Below are 19,568 nucleotides of genomic sequence, written 5' to 3'. Positions count from 1 at the left end.
CTTGTAGGCGCGGCCTTGTGTCGCGATGGGCCGCAACGCGGCCCCAACAGCCATCATGCGTTAGCGAGCCAACGAATGTCCCACCCGCGTCCCTACAAAGTTGCACTCAACGGTTATGGCCGTATTGGCCGCTGTGTCCTGCGCGCGCTGTTTGAGCGGGGGGCGAAGGCCGGTTTCGAGATCGTCGCGCTGAACGACCTGGCCGACCAGGCCAGCCTGGAATACCTGACACGCTTCGACTCCACCCACGGGCGTTTTCCCGGTGAGGTGAAGGTCGATGGCGACTGTCTGCATATCAATGGCGATTGCGTGAAGGTAATGCGCAGTGCCACCCCGGAAGGCATCGACTGGGCCGCCCTGGGCATCGACCTGGTGCTGGAGTGCTCCGGCGCCTACCACACCCGCGCCGATGGCCAGCGCTTCCTCGACGCTGGTGCACCGCGGGTGCTGTTCTCGCAGCCGATGGCCAGTGAGGCCGATGTCGACGCCACCGTGGTCTACGGCATCAACCAGGCCTGCCTGACCGGCCGTGAGCGCCTGGTGTCGAACGCCTCGTGCACCACCAATTGCGGCGTGCCGCTGCTGCGCGTGCTGGACCAGGCGTTCGGTATCGAGTACGTGCAGATCACCACCATCCACTCGGCAATGAACGACCAGCCGGTGATCGACGCCTATCACCACGAAGACCTGCGCCGCACGCGTTCCGCCTTTCAATCGGTGATCCCGGTGTCCACTGGTCTGGCGCGTGGCATCGAACGCCTGCTCCCGGAACTTGCCGGGCGAATCCAGGCCAAAGCGGTACGCGTACCGACCGTCAACGTCTCGTGCCTGGACATCACCCTGCAGACTGCCCGTGATACCAGTGCGGCCGAGGTCAACCGGGTGTTGCGCGAGGCGGCGCTGGAAGGCCCGCTGAAAGGCTTGCTGGCCTATACCGAGTTGCCGCATGCCAGCTGTGATTTCAACCATGACCCGCATTCGGCGATCGTCGATGCCAGCCAGACCCGTGTTTCCGGCCCGCGCCTGGTGAACCTGCTGGCCTGGTTCGACAACGAATGGGGGTTTGCCAACCGTATGCTCGACGTTGCCGAACACTATCTGCACGTCGTCCACCCCACCCGCAACAAACAGCCCTGAAGGACTGCATTCATGACCGTGTTGAAGATGACCGACCTCGACCTGCAAGGTAAACGCGTACTGATCCGCGAAGACCTCAACGTGCCTGTGAAGGACGGTGTGGTTGCCAGCGATGCGCGTATCCTGGCAGCGCTGCCGACCATCAAGCTGGCCCTGGAGAAGGGCGCGGCGGTAATGGTCTGCTCGCACCTGGGCCGTCCGACCGAAGGTGAATTTTCGGCCGAGAACAGCCTCAAGCCAGTTGCCGACTACCTGAGCAAGGCCCTGGGCCGTGAAGTGCCGCTGGTTGCCGACTACCTCGAAGGTATCAAGGTCCAGGCCGGTTCCCTGGTGCTGTTCGAGAACGTGCGCTTCAACAAGGGCGAGAAGAAGAACGCCGACGAGCTGGCGCAGAAGTACGCCGCCCTGTGCGACGTGTTCGTCATGGACGCTTTCGGTACCGCCCACCGCGCCGAAGGCTCGACCCACGGTGTTGCCAAGTTCGCCAAGGTCGCTGCTGCCGGCCCGCTGCTGGCAGCCGAGCTGGACGCCCTGGGCAAGGCCCTGAAAGCCCCGGCCAAGCCGATGGCCGCCATCGTTGCCGGCTCCAAGGTGTCCACCAAGCTGGACGTGCTGAACAGCCTGAGCGCAGTCTGCGACCAGCTGATCGTCGGCGGCGGCATCGCCAACACCTTCCTCGCCGCCGCTGGCCACCCAGTGGGCAAGTCGCTGTACGAGCCTGACCTGGTCGACACGGCCAAGGCCATCGCTGCCAAGGTCAGCGTGCCGCTGCCGGTCGACGTGGTGGTTGCCAAGGAATTTGCCGAAAGCGCCGAAGCCACCGTCAAGGCCATTGCCGAGGTTGCCGCCGACGACATGATCCTGGACATCGGCCCGCAAACCGCTGCCAACTTCGCCGAGCTGCTGAAGTCGTCGAAAACCATCCTGTGGAACGGCCCGGTCGGTGTGTTCGAGTTCGACCAGTTCGGCAATGGCACCAAGGTGCTGGCCAAGGCCATCGCCGATAGCGCCGCATTCTCCATCGCTGGCGGCGGTGACACCCTGGCGGCGATCGACAAGTATGGCGTTGGCGCCGATATCTCCTACATTTCTACCGGTGGGGGCGCCTTCCTCGAGTTCGTCGAGGGCAAGGTCCTGCCGGCCGTGGCAATTCTGGAAGAGCGGGCCAAGGCCTGATGACGCCGGCGCTTGGCAAAGGGAGTGGCCTGATGGTCAAGCAATTGCCTGTGATGATGCTGGCTGGCCTGCTGAGCGCCTGCGCCGGCAGCCCGGCCTCCGACAGCGACCCGGCGCAACCGCCCAAGGGCGGCTGCTACCAGTCCGAGTGGCAAGCCGAGACCGTGCCGGTCATCAGCAAGCGCGTGGGCCCGGAAGGCCTGGAAAAGTACGACGAAGACCACCAGCGCAAGGCGCCGGGTTGCCCTTGATCGGGTAACAGGCAACCTGAAGGCTGATTTGTGGTCTTGAGGTAGGGCCCGCTGTGCGGCCCTTCGCGGGCTGCACAGTAGCCCCAAATCGAGGAAGCTGAATGAAAGCGCTTTTGGCCGTGACGGCCCTGGCGACACTGGCAGGATGCTCGCTGCTGCAGCCGGCGCAGCCCGCCCCGGCGGATGACTGGACCCGTTGGGTCTGCGACAGCCAGGCTGAAGTGCTGTGGCGCTTCGCCGATGCGCAACGTGACCAGGTCGATGTGCGCCTGGGTGGCGGCGACCAGGTCTACCGGCTCAAGGCCGAGCCCGGTGCATCGGGTGCGCTGTACAGCGATGGCATGCTGGCCTTCCATACCAAGGGCGAAGAGGGCCTGGTGTATTGGGTGGCGACCAACGATCTGATTGGGCGGGGCTGCAAGGCACCGTGACTGGCCGGGCCGCGAGGGTGGCCCACACTACTTGAACAGCAACCGCCCCTGCGGCAGGCTTGCACGAAACAAACGACGCTTGTCGGGAGAGAGATACACCATGGCACTCATTAGCATGCGCCAGATGCTGGACCACGCCGCCGAGTTCGGTTACGGCGTACCAGCTTTCAACGTCAACAACCTCGAGCAGATGCGCGCCATCATGGAAGCGGCCGACAAGACCGACTCGCCGGTGATCGTCCAGGCTTCGGCCGGTGCGCGCAAATACGCCGGCGCGCCGTTCCTGCGTCACCTGATCCTGGCTGCCATCGAAGAATTCCCGCACATCCCGGTGTGCATGCACCAGGACCACGGCACCAGCCCTGACGTCTGCCAGCGTTCGATCCAGCTGGGCTTCAGCTCGGTGATGATGGACGGCTCGCTGGGTGAGGACGGCAAGACCCCGACCGACTACGAGTACAACGTCCGGGTTACCCAGCAGACCGTGGCCATGGCTCACGCCTGCGGCGTTTCGGTAGAAGGCGAGCTGGGCTGCCTGGGTTCGCTGGAAACCGGCATGGCCGGTGAAGAAGACGGCATCGGCGCCGAAGGCGTGCTGGACCACAGCCAGATGCTGACCGACCCTGAAGAGGCTGCGGACTTCGTCAAGAAGACCCAGGTCGACGCCCTGGCGATCGCCATCGGTACCAGCCACGGTGCCTACAAATTCACCAAGCCACCAACCGGTGACGTGCTGGCGATCGACCGCATCAAGGAAATCCACAAGCGCATCCCCAACACCCACCTGGTGATGCACGGTTCGTCCTCGGTACCGCAAGAGTGGCTGGCGATCATCAACCAGTACGGCGGCGACATCAAGGAAACCTATGGTGTGCCGGTCGAGGAAATCGTCGAAGGCATCAAGTACGGCGTGCGCAAGGTCAACATCGACACTGACCTGCGTCTGGCTTCCACCGGTGCCATCCGCCGCCACATGGCCATGCACCCGAGCGAGTTCGACCCACGCAAGTTCTTCGCCGAGACCGTGAAGGCCATGCGTGACGTGTGCATCGCCCGCTACGAAGCTTTCGGCACCGCCGGCAATGCCTCGAAGATCAAGCCGATCTCCCTGGAAGGCATGTTCCAGCGCTATGCCAAGGGCGAACTGGCCGCCAAGGTCAACTGATCGACTGGCAACACGAAAAACCCGCAGAAATGCGGGTTTTTCATTTTTCGCGTTCAGAATATTGCTGCTGCCGTACAGGCTCGGCCCACAGGCGCTGGATAAACCACGGCGAACCGACCGTTAGTCGGCTACGGTACAGTTAAGTCCCTGATAGCGTTCTGATTGCATTGCGTGTTATTCGCGTAGAGCTAGAGTACTAATGGATCCAAGTGTATTTTGAAGTCGGTCACATAATAGAGAAGCAGCATGGATGGCGCTCACGCTCTACCACAGCCACTGGATGGCAATTCGGTTCTCCTGGTGGTAGACGATTACCCCGAGAACCTCATCAGCATGCGGGCGTTGCTGGCCCGTCAGGATTGGCAGGTGTTAACGGCAAGTTCGGGTATGGAAGCCTTGAACGCATTGCTCGAACATGAAGTCGATCTGGTCTTGCTGGATGTACAGATGCCGGAAATGGATGGCTTCGAAGTCGCCCGGCTGATGCGCGGCAGCCAGCGTACCCGGCTGACGCCGATCATCTTCCTCACCGCCAACGAACAGTCCGAAGCGGCCGTGCTCAAAGGCTATGCCAGCGGCGCCGTGGACTACATGTTCAAGCCGTTCGACCCACAGATCCTCAAGCCCAAGGTCCAGGCCCTGCTCGAGCAGCAGCGTAACCGGCGCATGCTGCAACGCCTGACCCGCGAGCTGGAAGCGGCCACGGCGTTCAATGCGTCGATCCTGGAAAACGCCGCCGAGGGCATCCTGGTGGTGGATGCGCAGGGCATCATCAGCTTTGCCAACCCGGCCATATCCAACCTGTTGTCCACGCCGGTAGCACAGCTGCAGGGCGCCCGCCTGCTCGATCTGGTGCAACTGGCCAATGCCAGCTCGTGGGAGGACTCGGGCTTCTACCAGGCCTACCTGGGCAGGCAGATCTTCCGTGTGCATGATGCCCAACTGCGCACCTCTGGCGCTGAGCTGTTGCCCGTGGCGTTGTCCTGCGCACCGCTGCCGGTCGACCAGCAGGCCGTGGTGGTGACGGTGCTGGACATGTCGGTGGTGCGCAACCTGCACCAGCAGCTGGAGTACCAGGCCGTGACCGACCCGCTTACCGGCCTGCTCAACCGCCGCGGTTTCTACCAGGCCGCCGAAGGCGCGCTGTTGCGCAACGAGCGCTCGGACAAGTCGCAGGCATTGATGTACATGGACCTGGACGGCTTCAAGCGCATCAACGACTCGCTTGGCCACGACGCCGGTGACCGGGTGTTGCGCTGGGTCGCCGAGCAGCTCAAGGACTGCCTGGGCAGCGAGGCGCTGCTCGCGCGCATGGGCGGCGATGAATTCACCGCGCTGTTCGACGGCCTGCCCTATCCGGAGCAGGCCGGGCGGTATGCCGAGCGGCTGCTCGAACGCGTGTCCATCAGCCACGAGGTGGACGGCTTCGATGTGTGCCTTGGGGTCAGCATCGGTATCGCCACCTACCCGGACTGCGGCGCCAACGTCGAAGGCCTGTTGCGTGCTGCCGATGCGGCGATGTATGCGGCCAAGCAGGCGGGGCGCCAGCAGTACCGCTTCTACGACCAGGAACTCAATGGCCGGGCGCGGTCACGACTGATGCTGGAAGACAGCGTGCGCGCGGCTATCGAGCAGCAGGACTTCACCCTGGTGTACCAGCCGCAGGTCGCCTTCGCTGACGGTCACCTGCGTGGTTTCGAGGCGTTGCTGCGCTGGCAGCACCCCAGTGTTGGCGATGTGCCGCCGGGGTTGTTCATTCCGCTGCTGGAGGAAGCGCGCCTGATCAACCGCCTGGCCAGCTGGATCTACCGTCAGGGTGCGGCCCAGCGCCAGGCCTGGTGCCAGCGCTTTGCCGCAGACCTGGTGCTGGGAATCAGCCTGAGCCGTGCGCAATTCGTCATGCCGGGCCTGGTCGAGGAATTGCAGCGGGTAATCCAGCTGTACCAGCTGGACCCGACGCAGCTGGAAGTGGAAGTGGCGGAAACTTCGTTGATGTACAACATCGATGCGGCGGTGAAACAGATCCACCGTTTGCGCGAACTGGGTGTCCGGGTAGCGCTGGACGATTTTGGTGCTGGCGACTGTTCGTTGCGCATGTTGCGCGACCTGCCGATCGATACGCTCAAACTCGACCGCCACCTGGTGGCGCGCCTGCCCGACTCGGCGGTGGATGCCGCGCTGGTGCGCAGCGTTATCAGCCTGTGCGCCGACTACCGCATCACGGTGATCGCCGAAGGCGTGGAAACCCCGGTTCAGGCGGCCTGGCTGAAGGCCAATGGTTGTCAGTACGTGCAGGGTTTCCTGGTGGCTTACCCGATGACGGCAGCGGATGCCAGCAGTTTCCCGGCGATTTTCTCCTGGCCCCAGCCTTGATTGGCTAGAATCGGCATTCGCCATACCGAAAGCCGCGCCATGACTGTATTACGTTACCTGCAAGCCTACCCCCCGCACCTGCAGCAGCAGGTGCGGCAGATGATCGACAGCGACCGCCTGGGCGAGTATCTGCAGCGCCGCTACCCTGACCGCCATGATGTACAAAGCGACAAGGCGCTGTACGGCTATGCCCAGGACCTGCGCCAGCAATACCTGCGCAGCGCGCCGAACCTGGACAAGGTGCTGTTCGACAATCGCCTCGACCTGACCCACCGGGCCCTGGGCCTGAACACGGCGGTGTCCAGGGTGCAGGGCGGCAAGCTCAAGGCGAAGAAGGAAATCCGCATTGCCTTGCTGTTCAAGGAGGCAGCGCCGCAGTTCTTGCGCATGATCGTGGTGCACGAACTGGCACACCTGCGCGAGCGTGATCACAACAAGGCGTTCTACCAGCTCTGCCAGCACATGGAGCCGGACTACCACCAACTGGAATTCGACCTGCGCGTCTACCTGACCTATCGGGAGCTGCCGGGCAACTGTTAAGGACCATGCAGCATGGAAGTGAGCAAGACCAAGAGCAGCTTCTACCGCCGTCTGTACGTGGCCTGGCTGATCGACAGCCAGACCGCGACCAGCGTGCCCGCCCTGATGGAGGCCACCGGCATGCCACGGCGTACCGCCCAGGACACCATCGCCGCGCTGGCCGACCTGGATATTGTCTGCGAGTTCGAGCAGCAGGCAGGCGCGCGCAATCACGCCGGGCACTACCGTATTCATGACTGGGGGGCGATCGACAAGCAGTGGATCATCCGCCACCTGCGGCAGATTCGGGAAGTGCTGGGTTACCCCTGAACAATCCGCGCCGTATGCGCAATGTCGCCTGCTGGATATGGGCTTCGGCCAAAATAGAGGCTAAATGACACTATTGGCCGCTGTCCTGCACACGCGCTTTGTGTAATCTCATCGGCAGTTGCAAAGAAGACCGCCCTGACAATGTGTGCTCCCTCATTGCGAAAAGGACTTGAGCATGCGGCCACTGCTATGTGTTCTGGGATTACTGGCAATGATGCTGGCAACTCCCGCCCTGGGTCTGGACAAGCTGCGCCTGGTGGCAGACAACTGGCCACCGTTCACCGACGCCGGTATGCCGGGCGGCGGCCTGGCGACCAGTATTGTCACCACCGCGCTGACCCGGGCCGGCTATACCAGCGAGTTCGAAGAGGTGCCGTGGGCGCGGGCGTTGCTCGGCATAGGCGAAGGGCGCTACGACGTGCTGATCAACGCCTGGTACAACGATTCGCGTGAACGTATCGGGCAGTTTTCCTCCGCCTACCTGAATAACCGCATTCGCCTGCTGCAGCGCAAGGGCGAGGCGTTCCGCCATGAACGCCAATCCGATTTGTACCCCTACAGTATTGCGGTGGTGCGTGGATACGCCTATTCCCCGGAGTTCGACAACGACGCCCAGCTGCACAAAGTGCCGGTGCGCAACTTTTCCTCGGCGGTGCGCATGCTGGCAGCAGGTCGGGTGGACCTGGCAGTGGAAGAGGAGTACGTGGCCCGTTACAACCTGCAGCGCGAACCGCAGGCGGTACGTGACGCAGTGATGCTGGTGGAACCGCCGCTGGGAGAGAACACCCTGCACATCCTGGTCAGCTTGAAGCATCCCGAGCATGCACGGATCGTCGAGCGGTTCGAACGGGCGATTACGGCGATGAAGGCCGATGGCAGCTATGCGCGGCTGCTGCGCCAGTATGGTTTCTGACCCCTGGCGCCTGTACGGGCCGCACAACAATCAGCCCGGCGCACTTTCCTTGATCAGGTGCGCTGCCAAGGTCCGCAGGGGTGCCAATTGCCGGCAGATCAACGCCAGCTGCGTCTGCACCAGGCGTTGGTGCTCGTCCAGCTCTTCCGGCATCTGCTCCAGGGTATTGGCCAGCGCCTCTTCGGCATCACTGTGAATCGCCACCGGCGACCGCGCGGCCAGGCCATTGGCGATCTCGTCCAGGCTGCTGGCCAGGCTTTGCCCGGCACCTTCGATCAATTGTTCCTGCACCTCCGCCGGCAAGGCGGTATCGCGGTGCGCGCCCAGCCCGGAGAGGTAGCTGAGCAAGGTATGCGACAGTACCAGGAAGCGGAAACCGACGTCGGCTTCCTTGCGGAAGTGCCCCGGCTCCATGAGCATGTTGGCCAGGGTGGTGGACAGTGCCGCGTCGGCGTTGTGGGCGTTACGCCGGGCCAGGCGGTAGGCCAGGTCGTCGCGCTTGCCGTGGGCGTACTGCTGCATGATCTGGCGCAGGTACACGCTGGCGCAGGTCAGGGTATTGGCCAGCACCTTGTTCAAGCGTCGCCCCTGCCAGTCGGGCAGGAACAGGAATACCGCAAGAATGGCGATCAGGCTGCCCACCAGGGTATCGAACAGGCGTGGCAGGAACAGGCCGTAGCCATCGCCGATCTGGTTGAAACAGAACAGCACCATCAGGGTGATGGCTGCCGTGGCCAAGGTATAGCGGGTGGTGCGGTTGACGAAGAACACCACCCCGGCGACCACGGCGAACAACGACTGCACGACCGGGTTGGGGAACAGGTCGAACAACGCCCAGCCGACGGTAAGGCCGAACGCGGTACCGACTATCCGCTGCCCCAGCTTGCGCCGGGTTGCACCGTAGTTGGGTTGGCAGACGAACAGGGTGGTGAGAATGATCCAGTAGCCTTGGGTCGGGTGGATCAGGTGCACCATGCCATAGCCGATCGACAATGCCAGCGGCAGGCGCAAGGCATGGCGGAACAGCAGTGAGGTCGGGGTCAGCTGGGTGCGCAAGCGCGTCCACACGTCCTTCAGCGAACGTGGCGAGCGGTCGAGCAGGCTGCTGTCGCTGGCATCGGCCAGGCTGTCCGGGTTGCTGGCCGCACTGAGCAGGCGGTCCAGCGTCGCCAGGTTGGCCGCCAGCGCCCTCAGCGAGCGCAACAGGCTGCGCCACGCCGGGTTGCTCTGGATGCGCAGGTGTTCCAGCGAGGCGTTGAGGTCCTCGAGGGCTTCGGGATAACCGCTGGCCAGCACGAACGGCTGGCGCAGGCGGATCGAACGGGCCAGCTCCTGGCAGGACGAGCCCTGTTTGCGCAGCAGGCGTTGACAGCGGAACATCACGTCGCTGTGGAAGAACGCCTCGGTCAGGGCATTGTACGGGTAATGCGAGGCGCTGACCCGCTCATGGATGTCCTGCGCCAGGAAGTACAGCTTGAGGTAGCGGCTGACCTTGGAGTTGGGCTGGCTGTTGCCTACCCGGTGCAGGATGATTTCCTTGGCCGTGTTGAGGGCCGCCACCACCTTGCCGTTCTGCTGGGCCAGCTCCAGGCGCCGCGCTTCGATATCGAGGGTGCGGATGGGCTCGAACAGGCTGGCCTTGAGCTTGAGGTAGCTGCCCAGCTCGAAGAACAGCTTGGCCAGGCTCTGTTGCACCGGCTGGTTGGAAAACAGCGCTTGCCACAGCACCGACAGCAGCCCGTACCAGGCCGCACCTGCCACCAGCAGCAACGGTTCGTGCCAGAAGTCGGTGACCAGGCCGCCGCGCTGGTCCACACCGATCATGGTGTAGACCGATGTGATCAAGGTCGCCGAGGCGATGGCGCCGTAGCGCTCGCCCAGCGCCCCGAGCATGGTCAGGCTGAAGGCGGCGACCGCCAGGGCGATGACGAAGATCCAGGGGTAGGGGAACAGCAGCTCGACTGCCAGCGCGGCGATCGCGAAACACACCAGGGTAACGGCCAGGGCGCTGAGACGGCCCTGCCAGCTGTCATCGGTTTCCGCCAGGGCGCTGGCGATGATGCCGAGGAACAGTGGGATCAGCAGGGCCATCTCGTTCTGGTACCAGCACAGGGCCAGGCTGCCGGTGAGGGCGATGGTGACCCGGATGCTGTAGCTGAACTTGTCTTGGCCCCACAGGCGACGCAGTGACTGACGGAACGAGCTCGATGACATGATGGCCTGCTGGGCAGTGAGCGATTGAATGCATGGCGGCACGGTCAGCAAGAAGCGTTCCGTGCTGCTGAATGGATTCTACTCTACACGAACTGCGCAGCGGCATTGGCGGAGGCCCAGGCCCACTGGAAATTGAAACCGCCCAGGTGGCCGGTGACATCGAGTACTTCACCGATGAAATACAAGCCAGGGCTCTTCAGCGACTCCATGGTCTTGGACGATACTTCGCGGGTGTCCACCCCACCCAAGGTCACTTCGGCGGTGCGGTAGCCCTCGGTGCCGGCCGGTACTACCTGCCAGTTCGCCAGCTTGTCGGCGATCTGCGCCAGTTCTGCCGGGGTGTACTGCTTCATGGGCCTGGACTCGAACCACTGCTCGGCCAGCAGGTTGGCCAGCTTGCGGGTGAACACCTCGCCCAGCACGGTCTTCAGTTCGGCGTTGGCGCGTTCGGCCTGCATCTGTTGCAGCCAGGCCAGCGCATCGCGGTCGGGCAGCAGGTTGATCTCGACCGTGTCACCGGCTTCCCAGAACGACGAGATCTGCAGGATCGCCGGGCCGCTCAGGCCGCGGTGGGTGAACAGCAGGTTCTCGCGGAAGCTGGTGCCGTTGCAGCTGGCGGTGCAATCCAGCGAGGTGCCGGACAGCTCGCTGCACAGTGCCTTGAGTTGGGGCTCGGTGATGGTGAATGGCACCAGGCCGGCGCGGGTCGGCAGCAGGGTATGGCCGAATTGGCGCGCCACCTGGTAGCCGAAGCCGGTGGCACCCAGGGTCGGGATCGACAGGCCGCCGGTGGCGATCACCAGCGACTGGCAGGCGAACTGGCCGCTGCTGGTCTGCAGCAGGTAGCCGCCTTCGGTCTTCTCGATCTGTTCGATGCTGGTGTGCATGCGGATCTCGGCACCGGCCTCGTCGCATTCGGCCAGCAGCATGTCGAGGATGTCGCTGGCCTTGTTGTCGCAGAACAGCTGGCCGAGCTTCTTCTCGTGGTAGGGCACGCCGTGCTTGCACACCAGTTCGATGAAGTCCCACTGGGTGTAGCGGGCCAGCGCCGACTTGCAGAAGTGCGGGTTGTGCGAGAGGAAGTTGCCGGGTTCGGTGTACAGGTTGGTGAAGTTGCAGCGCCCGCCACCGGACATGAGGATCTTCTTGCCCGGTTTGTTGGCGTGGTCGAGTACCAGCACCCGGCGGCCGCGGCGGGCGCTGAGCTGGGCGCACATCAGGCCGGCGGCGCCGGCGCCGAGGATGATCACGTCGGTGGAGTACACGGTGTAAACCTTATGAGAAAGAAACACAGAACCCTGTGGGAGCGGGTTCACCCGCGAAGGCGGCAGTGGGGCCACCATCGCATTCGCGGGTAAACCCGCTCCCACACGGACCTTGCCTGGCTTTAGATAATGCGGACTTTCAGCGAGCGCCCCTTGATCTTGCCGCTGTTCAAACGCTGCATCGCCTGCTTGGCCAGCGGTCGCTCCACGGCCACGAACGCCTGGAAGTCGAAGATCGCAATCTTGCCCACCTGCTTGCCCGGGATCCCGGCATCCCCGGTCAGCGCGCCAAGGATGTCGCCCGGGCGCAGCTTGTCCTTGCGCCCGGCGGCGATGCACAGGGTGCTCATCAGCGGCAGCAGCGGCTCGCCGCCCTTGCTCTTCAGGCTGTCCAGCTGGTCCCAGCGCAGCGGGCTTTTCTGCAGCGCTTCGATGGCCTGGGCGCGGTGGCCCTCGGCAGGTGCCACCAGGCTGACCGCAATACCTTTTTCGCCCGCACGGCCAGTACGGCCCACACGGTGCACATGGATTTCCGCATCACGCGCCAGCTCGACGTTGATGACCATGTCCAGGCCGTCGATGTCCAGGCCGCGTGCAGCCACGTCGGTGGCCACCAGCACCGAACTGCTGCGGTTGGCGAACATGGTCAGCACCTGGTCGCGGTCGCGCTGCTCCAGGTCGCCGTGCAGGGCCTGGGCAACGATGCCCTTGGCGGTCAGGTGGGCGACCACGTCCTCGCACTGCTGCTTGGTGAAGCAGAACGCCACGCAGGACTGCGGACGGTAGTGGCCGAGCACACGGGTGACGGCCTCCAGGCGCTGTTGCGGGTCGATTTCGATGAAACGCTGCTCGATCTGGTTGTCAGTATGCAGGCTCTCGACCTTTACCTGTTGCGGGTTGCGCATGAAGTCGGCGGCCAGTTGCTTGATACCGGCCGGGTAGGTGGCCGAGAACAGCAAGGTCTGGCGGCGCGACGGGGTCTTGCCGATGATGCTGGCGATGGCGTCGAAGAAGCCCATGTCGAGCATGCGGTCGGCTTCATCCAGCACCAGGGTGTTCAGGCCGTCGAGCACCAGGGTGCCCTTGTCCAGGTGCTGCTGGATGCGCCCCGGAGTGCCGACGATGATGTGCGCGCCATGCTCCAGCGAAGCGATCTGCGGGCCCAGCGAAACGCCGCCGCACAGGGTCAGGATCTTGATGTTGTCCTCGGCGCGGGCCAGGCGGCGCAGCTCCTTGGCCACCTGGTCGGCAAGCTCGCGGGTGGGGCACAGCACCAGCGCCTGGCAACCAAAGTAGCGCGGGTTGATCGGGTTGAGCAGGCCGATGCCGAAGGCGGCGGTCTTGCCGCTGCCGGTCTTGGCCTGGGCGATCAGGTCCTGGCCCTTGAGGATGACCGGCAGGCTCTCGGCCTGGATCGGCGTCATCGAGGCATAGCCGAGGGCGTCCAGGTTGGCCAGCATGGCGGCGGACAGCGGCAGGGAGGCAAAGGCGGTGGAGTCGGTGGTCACGAGGCGGGCCTGCGTTGCGAAGCGAAAAATGCCGCATAGTCTACCAGCCTCGTGGCCATTCGCCCTACGACTCCATGTGTTGTTCCGGACGACGGGCACGCCTTCCGTCCGTCGGCGCCAGCTGCAGGAAGATCGCCGCCGCGAGCATGGCCATCACGCCAATGGTCACGAAGGTCAGCTGGAATGCTCCCAGGGTGGTTTCCACACCCTCGGCGCTGCCGGCAGCGGTAAAACCGCCAAGCAATGCGCCGGCGCAGGCCACGCCCAGGCTCAAGGCCAGCTGCGCCACCACCGACAGCAGGCTGTTGCCGCTGCTGGCGCTGGCGTCGTCAAGGTCGATCAGGGTCACCGTGTTCATCGCCGTGAACTGCATGGAGTTCACGGCTCCCAGCAGGCCGAGCTGCAGCAGCAACACGGCATAAGGGGTTTGCTCATCGACCAGGCCGAGGCTGGCCAGCAGCACGCCCAGCAGCAAGGTGTTGCCGGTAAGAATGATGCGGTAGCCAAAGCGTTCGATCAGCGGCCTGGCGATGGACTTGGCGAGCATGGCCGCCGCAGCCAGCGGAATCATGCTCATGCCGGCCTGGGCCGGCGAGTAGCCCAGCGCCACCTGCAGCAGCAACGGCACCAGGAACGGCAGGGCGCCACTGCCCAGGCGGGCGAACAGGTTGCCGAGGATGCCGATGGCAAAGGTGCGCACGCGGAACAGGCTGGGCGAGAACAGGGGCTCCGGGTCGCGCCCGGCGCGCAGCCAGTAGGCCGCCAGGCAGGCCATGCCGGCGAACAGCAGCAACATCACCCGCAGGTGTGGCAGGTGCAGTTCACCCAGGCCCTCCATGGCGATGGTAATCAGCACCATCGCCGCGCCAAACAGCAGGAACCCCGGGCCGTCGAAGGTGGTGCGTTCGGCGCCGCGCAGGTCGGGGATGAACTTCCACACGGCATAGCAGCCGACCAGGCCAACGGGCAGGTTGAGCAGGAAGATCCAGTGCCAGCTGAGAATTTCCACCAGCCAGCCGCCGACCGTCGGGCCCAGCAGCGGGCCGAGCAGGCCGGGAATGGTGATGAAGCTCATGATGCGCACCAGCTCGGTGCGTGGGTAGGCGCGCAATACTACCAGGCGCCCGACCGGCAGCATCAGCGCACCGCCCAGGCCTTGCACCACCCGGGCGAAGATCAGGAAGCCGAGGCTGTTGGCCGCTGCGCACAGCAGCGAGCCGAAGCTGAACAGCAGGATGGCGCTGAAGAAGATGCGCTTGGTACCGAAGCGGTCGGCGATCCAGCCCGAGGCGGGGATCAGCAGGGCCACGGTGAGCATGTAGGCGACGATCACGCCTTGCATGCGCAGCGGGTCTTCGGCCAGCGAGCGGGCCATGGCCGGCAATGCGGTATTGAGGATGGTGCCGTCCAGGGACTGCATGAAGAAGGCGATGGCCACCACCCAGGGGATCCAGCGGGCGGTAACGGGGTCCAGCGGGGTGCGTTCGGGCATGACTTCCTCGTTTGTCAGTGCCGGCCTCTTCGCGGCTGAAGCCGCTCCCACAGGGGTATCACCACACTCAAGGGCGGTGGAGATCCTGTGGGAGCGGCTTTAGCCGCGAAAGGGCCGGCAAGTCCAGTCACAATGTCAGCGTCAGGCCTTTGACCAGCGCCCCCGGCAAATGACTCGACCCGGTACTGCGCTGCCCATAGGTGCTGGTCGACAGGATCATCTCGCGCTCGCGGGTCAGGTCCTCCAGTTGGCTACCGAGCAGACTGTACAGGCTGTCATCGAAGCGCATGGTGCGTACTGGCCCCTGGATCTGCCCGTTCTCCACCCAGAAAGTGGCGAAGCGGGTCAGCCCGGTCATCCGCGCTGCCGGCAGGTCCGAGTAGTTCAGGTACCACAGGTTGCTGATGTACAGCCCGGTGCCGAGCCGCTCAAGCACCTGTTCGTTGGGCAAGCCACCTGGTGCAAGGCTGAGCGCGCATGGCGATTCGTAGCTGTCGGCGCCATTGGCCAGCAGCTCGAATTCGGCCGAGCTGCGTGCGCTGACCAGCCGCTGCCGTGCCTCGCCTTGCTGGATCAACGGCACGTCCAGGCGCGGCGAGCCTTCATCGGAGAACGCCGGGCTCAGTGAGCCGCTGACCTGCTCGCTGAAACTCACCAGCGGGCTCAGCCGCGCATCGCCGTTGTAGAGGCGCTGCAAGGCGCTGTTGCCGGTGGCCAGGGCCTGCGCAGAAAAGCCGCCCCAGCACAACATGCCAGCGATCTCGTCCATCGCCGCCGGGGCCAGGTAGGCGCGGTAGCTGCCAGGCTCCAGGGTAACTGCCGGGCGGCCGAGGAAGCCCAGTTGTTCTCGTGCCTGGCGCAGGCGCGTGGTGAAGTCGTCAGCACGCCACAGCTGCCCTGCGTAGTTGGCCTTCACCGCCTCGGCGTTTTCGTGGAACAGGCTCCAGTCAAAGTTGAAGCTGTTGGCCTGGTGCCAGCCAAAGGCCCCGAACGAGCTGGCGAAGCCCCGGCAGATGGGGCCGGCGGCATAGATGCCGACCAAGTCCAGGTCGCCGGCTTCGCGCTCGAGCAGGGCCAGTACTTCATGCAGTTCGGGCAGCGGCTGTTGCTGCTGGCTGTGGCTGTGCCAGGCGCTTTGGTCCAGGCGCAGGTATGGGTCGACGGCCAACAGCGGCAAGGTCTGGCGCAGTTGTTCAAGGGCAGTGTCCAGGCGCTGGCTATCGAGTAGCGGGTCACCACTCAAGGTCACCTGTTGCTCCGCCTGACGGCCCTCGCGGATCAGGCGCAGTTGCGCACTGGCCTGGCTCACTTCGCCGGCCTGGCGCACCTTGGCGTGATTGAAGCGTACGAACTGCGACTGCTCGGCACTGTAGCCGAGGGTGAACTGCTCGCCCGTCTGCAAGGCTTTGTTCAGCGCCGCGACCAAGGTTTCGAAAGCGTTCTTCACGAGGCGTCTCCTCCGAATACATCGATCTGGCGGAACACGCAGGCTGGCGAGGCGTGACCAACCCGTACCACCTGGTTGGGTTCGCCCTTGCCGCAATTGGGTGTACCCAGCACCTGGAAGGTGCTGCGATCACCGACCGCCGCCAGGTTACGCCAGAAATGCGCGGAAATGCCGCGGTAGTTGGGGTTCTTGACGATGCCCTTGAGTTGGCCCTCTTCGATCAGCTGACCCCATTCGCAGCCGAACTGGAATTTGTTGCGGGCGTCGTCGATGGACCAGGAGCGGTTGGTGCGCATCAGGATGCCGTGCTCGATACCTTCGATCAGCTGGCTCAGCGACTTGTCCCCCGGCTCGATGTTGAGGTTGGCCATGCGGTCGATCGGCGCACGGTTCCAGCCGCAGGCGCGGCTGTTGGCCACGCCGTCGAGGCCGGAGCGGAACTGCGACAGCGCACCGCCCAACGGGCGCAGCAACAGGCCGTCGCGGATCAGGAACTGCTTGCTGGCCGGGGTCCCGTCGTCATCGAAGCTGTAGCTGGCCAGCTCTTCGCCGATGGTTGGGTCGAAGGTCACGTTCAGCAGGCTGGAGCCGTATTGCAGGTGGCCGAAATCGCTGGTTTTGACGAAGCTGGTGCCGGCGTAGTTGCGCTCGTCGCCGAGGATGCGGTCCATCTCCAGCGGGTGGCCGATCGATTCGTGAATCTGCAGCATCATCTGGTCCGGCATCAACAGCAGGTCGCGCGGGCCGCTGGGGGTGTTCGGCGCCAGCAGCAGTTGCAGCGCCTCGTCTGCCACCCGGCGGGCGGCACCCACCAGGCCGCAGCGCTCGATGACCTCGAAGCCGCCCTGCTGGCCGAAGTTGTCACGGCCCAGGCTGCGGCTCTGACTGTCCTGGCCGTCGCTGGCGGTGACCCCGACGCCGGGGAACAGGAAGCGTTGAGCATGGCGCAGTTGCGCGCCGGCCGAATTCAGGTAGGTCTGCTCGACCAGGCTCATGCCCAGGCTGGCTTGCCAGTCCACCAGGCGGCTGTCCTTGGGCACGCTGGCCGATTCTGCCGCGAGCAGGCCAAGGCAGTCGGCAAGGGAGGGCACAGGCTGGTCGAAGTTGGGCGAAACGTGGTCATGATGGGCACTGGTCACTGCCTGCCCGCGCAGGTCCAGCAGGCTGTGCCGGGCGATCTGCCGGGCCAGTGCCTCGGCTTGCTCCAGCGCGCGTTGCAGGCCGGCCTGGGACAGGTCGGCGGTAGCGGCATAGGCTTCCACGCCGTTGATCCGCACGGTGAGCATGGCGCCTTCGTCCTGGCTGAACAGCGGTGGCTCTGCGACATTGCGGCGTACCGACAGGGCCTGGTGCGACTGTTTCACATGACGCAGGGAAAACAACTCGGCCGTACTGCGCAGCGCGGCAAAGCGCTGGCGCAGCAGGGCGCTGGAATCGAACATTCGGAAGCCTCCGTGTACACGGTGGCTCCCCCTAGAACCACCCGTCTTGCATGGCGAGGCAGGTATCGTCGCGTGCCTCGAGCAATGCCAGCTCATTATGGCAGCCTGGTACTTCCCAGGTCAGGAAATAACGCGCGGCCTGTAGCTTGCCGAGGTAGAAGTCGCGGTCGGTGGGGTTGTCTTTCATCAACCCGAGTTCGGCGTGGATCGCCTGCTCCAGCCAGCGCCAACCGATCACGCAATGGCCGAAGGCCTTGAGGTATAGCGCCGAGTTGGCCAACGCATTGGTGACCTTGCCCTGGGCCAGGTCGCCGAGCAGGGTCAGGGTTACCGCTTGCAGGCGGTTGACCAGTTGCTCAAGTGGCTGGCGCAGTGGGTCGAGGTTGGGGTGATGGCTGGCGCGCTCGCCGGTGGCGGCGATCAGGCGGATCAGTTGCTTGAGCCCAGCACCGTTGTGCTGTGCCAGCTTGCGGCCCAGCAGGTCAAGCGACTGGATGCCCTCGGTGCCTTCGTGGATGGGGTTCAGGCGGTTGTCGCGATAGTACTGCTCCACCGGGTATTCCCGGGTGTAGCCGTGGCCGCCAAGAATCTGGATCGCCAGTTCGTTGGCCTTGAGGCAAAACGTCGAAGGCCAGGACTTGACGATCGGGGTCAGCAGGTCGAGCAGCTCTTGCGCTTGTCTACGGGCGCTTTCATCGGCGGCGGTATGGCTGTCGTCGAACAGGCGTGCGGCGTACAGGCCCAGGTCGAAGGAGCCCTCTACATAGGTCTTTTGTGCCAGCAGCATGCGTTTCACATCCGTGTGCTCGACAATCGGCACCGCCGGGCTGTGCGGGTCCTTGTTGTCCGGTAGCCGGCCCTGCGGCCGCTGGCGGGCATATTCCAGCGAGTACAGGTAACCTGCGTAGCCGAGCATCACTGCGCCCATGCCAACGCCGATGCGTGCTTCGTTCATCATCTGGAACATGCAGGCCAGGCCCTGGTGCGGCTGGCCGACCAGGTAGCCGACGCACTGGCCGTTGTCGCCGAAGTTCAGCGCGGTGGAGGTGGTGCCACGCCAGCCCATCTTGTGGAACAGCCCGGCCAGCAGCACGTCGTTGCGTGGGCCGCGCCTGCCGTCCGGGTTGACCAGGTACTTCGGCACGATGAACAGCGAGATGCCTTTCACCCCGGGCGGGGCGTCCGGCAACTTGGCCAGCACCATGTGCACGATGTTTTCCGACAGTTCGTGGTCGCCGCCGGAAATGAAGATCTTGTTGCCCTTGAGCCGGTAGCTGCCGTCACCGGCAGGCTCGGCACGGGTGCGGATATCGGCAAGCGAAGAGCCGGCATGAGGTTCGGTCAGGGCCATGGTGCCGAAGTAACGGCCCTCGATCATTGGCTGCAGGAACAGGCGCTTCTGTTCTTCACTGCCGAAGCTTTCGATCAGGTTGGCTGCGCCCATGGTCAGGAACGGGTAGGCCGTGGTGCCTGCGTTGGCGGCTTGGAAGTGGGCGAAGCAGGCCTGTGAGACCAGGCTGGGCAACTGCATGCCGCCGACCTCGAAGTCGCGGTTGGCGTTGAGAAAGCCGGCTTCGAGGAAGGCGTCGATGGCGGGTTTCACTTCCGGGATCAGTTCGGCGCGGCCGTCCACATAGCGCGGCTCGTTTTCATCGGCTTTGCGGTTGTGCGGGGCGAAGAACCTTTCGGCGATGGTGCGGGCGGTGGTGAGCGCCGCATCGAAGGTTTCGCGGCTGTGCTCGGCAAAGCGCGGGCGCTGGGTCAGGGCTTCGGCGTCGAGCACTTCGTAGAGCTCGAAGGCCAGGTTGCGGGGGCTGAGCAGGGTCTCGGGCATGGTCGCGGTCCTGAGGCGGAATGCTGCGAGTCTAGGCGGATAGGGTGGGGTGGGGGAGGTTAATAGGTTTG

At 64.4% G+C, this 19,568-nt stretch carries 16 protein-coding genes; 9 read left to right on the top strand and 7 right to left on the bottom strand.

Annotated features, from left to right (window positions below; genetic code table 11):
- Positions 1–75: 75 nt before the first annotated feature.
- The 9 genes from epd to HU763_RS22205 all read left to right on the top strand — a co-directional run bounded on the left by epd (position 76) and on the right by HU763_RS22205 (position 8,295).
- Positions 76–1,137, top strand: coding sequence for an erythrose-4-phosphate dehydrogenase (gene epd / locus HU763_RS22245; protein WP_170033132.1), 1,062 nt, complete (start codon positions 76–78; stop codon positions 1,135–1,137).
- A gap of 12 nt (positions 1,138–1,149) precedes the next feature.
- A complete protein-coding gene (locus tag HU763_RS22240) occupies positions 1,150–2,313 on the top strand; it encodes a phosphoglycerate kinase (protein WP_186684372.1) in 1,164 nt (387 codons plus the stop codon).
- Entirely contained in the window at positions 2,313–2,564 is a 252-nt protein-coding gene (locus HU763_RS22235) for a hypothetical protein (RefSeq protein ID WP_186684373.1), read from the top strand. The genes HU763_RS22240 and HU763_RS22235 overlap by 1 nt, the downstream gene beginning before the upstream one ends.
- Positions 2,565–2,665: 101 nt before the next feature.
- Positions 2,666–2,995, top strand: a complete 330-nt coding sequence (locus HU763_RS22230) for an MliC family protein (protein WP_170033126.1) — start codon at positions 2,666–2,668, stop codon at positions 2,993–2,995.
- A 100-nt stretch (positions 2,996–3,095) separates the two neighbouring features.
- Entirely contained in the window at positions 3,096–4,160 is a 1,065-nt protein-coding gene (gene fba, locus HU763_RS22225) for a class II fructose-bisphosphate aldolase (protein ID WP_170033124.1), read from the top strand.
- A gap of 246 nt (positions 4,161–4,406) precedes the next feature.
- Complete coding sequence (locus HU763_RS22220; protein ID WP_186684374.1) at positions 4,407–6,533, top strand: putative bifunctional diguanylate cyclase/phosphodiesterase; 2,127 nt, start codon at positions 4,407–4,409, stop codon at positions 6,531–6,533.
- A gap of 39 nt (positions 6,534–6,572) precedes the next feature.
- Positions 6,573–7,073 (top strand): M48 metallopeptidase family protein, encoded by a 501-nt coding sequence (locus HU763_RS22215; RefSeq protein ID WP_186684375.1) that lies wholly within the window; start codon positions 6,573–6,575, stop codon positions 7,071–7,073.
- A gap of 12 nt (positions 7,074–7,085) precedes the next feature.
- Positions 7,086–7,382 (top strand): winged helix-turn-helix domain-containing protein, encoded by a 297-nt coding sequence (locus HU763_RS22210; RefSeq protein ID WP_170033118.1) that lies wholly within the window; start codon positions 7,086–7,088, stop codon positions 7,380–7,382.
- A 175-nt stretch (positions 7,383–7,557) separates the two neighbouring features.
- Positions 7,558–8,295 (top strand): substrate-binding periplasmic protein, encoded by a 738-nt coding sequence (locus tag HU763_RS22205; RefSeq protein WP_186684376.1) that lies wholly within the window; start codon positions 7,558–7,560, stop codon positions 8,293–8,295.
- A 30-nt stretch (positions 8,296–8,325) separates the two neighbouring features.
- Here HU763_RS22205 and yccS read toward each other — a convergent pair whose 3' ends face one another.
- The 7 genes from yccS to HU763_RS22170 form a co-directional block, all read right to left on the bottom strand.
- Entirely contained in the window at positions 8,326–10,509 is a 2,184-nt protein-coding gene (gene yccS / locus HU763_RS22200) for a YccS family putative transporter (protein WP_186684377.1), read from the bottom strand.
- 83 nt (positions 10,510–10,592) lie between these two features.
- Positions 10,593–11,774 carry a BaiN/RdsA family NAD(P)/FAD-dependent oxidoreductase gene (locus HU763_RS22195; protein ID WP_186684378.1) on the bottom strand — a complete coding sequence of 394 codons (1,182 nt, stop codon included), beginning with the start codon at positions 11,772–11,774 and terminating at the stop codon, positions 10,593–10,595.
- A 122-nt stretch (positions 11,775–11,896) separates the two neighbouring features.
- On the bottom strand, positions 11,897–13,234 hold the full coding sequence (gene dbpA / locus HU763_RS22190; RefSeq protein ID WP_234454573.1) for an ATP-dependent RNA helicase DbpA: 1,338 nt from the start codon (positions 13,232–13,234) through the stop codon (positions 11,897–11,899).
- Between the two features lie 112 nt (positions 13,235–13,346).
- Positions 13,347–14,774, bottom strand: coding sequence for a multidrug transporter subunit MdtD (mdtD, locus tag HU763_RS22185; RefSeq protein WP_170033108.1), 1,428 nt, complete (start codon positions 14,772–14,774; stop codon positions 13,347–13,349).
- Between the two features lie 127 nt (positions 14,775–14,901).
- Entirely contained in the window at positions 14,902–16,221 is a 1,320-nt protein-coding gene (locus HU763_RS22180; protein ID WP_186684382.1) for a TldD/PmbA family protein, read from the bottom strand.
- Positions 16,218–17,663, bottom strand: a complete 1,446-nt coding sequence (locus tag HU763_RS22175; protein ID WP_186684384.1) for a TldD/PmbA family protein — start codon at positions 17,661–17,663, stop codon at positions 16,218–16,220. Before HU763_RS22175 ends, HU763_RS22180 begins: the two co-directional genes overlap by 4 nt.
- A gap of 31 nt (positions 17,664–17,694) precedes the next feature.
- Positions 17,695–19,497, bottom strand: coding sequence for an acyl-CoA dehydrogenase (locus tag HU763_RS22170; RefSeq protein WP_186684386.1), 1,803 nt, complete (start codon positions 19,495–19,497; stop codon positions 17,695–17,697).
- Between the last annotated feature and the right edge of the window lie 71 nt (positions 19,498–19,568).

The organism is Pseudomonas anuradhapurensis, assembly GCF_014269225.2.
Lineage (GTDB): Bacteria > Pseudomonadota > Gammaproteobacteria > Pseudomonadales > Pseudomonadaceae > Aquipseudomonas > Aquipseudomonas anuradhapurensis.
Note: the sequence above shows the minus strand (reverse complement) of the source record. Positions and strands in the feature narration are given on the sequence as shown.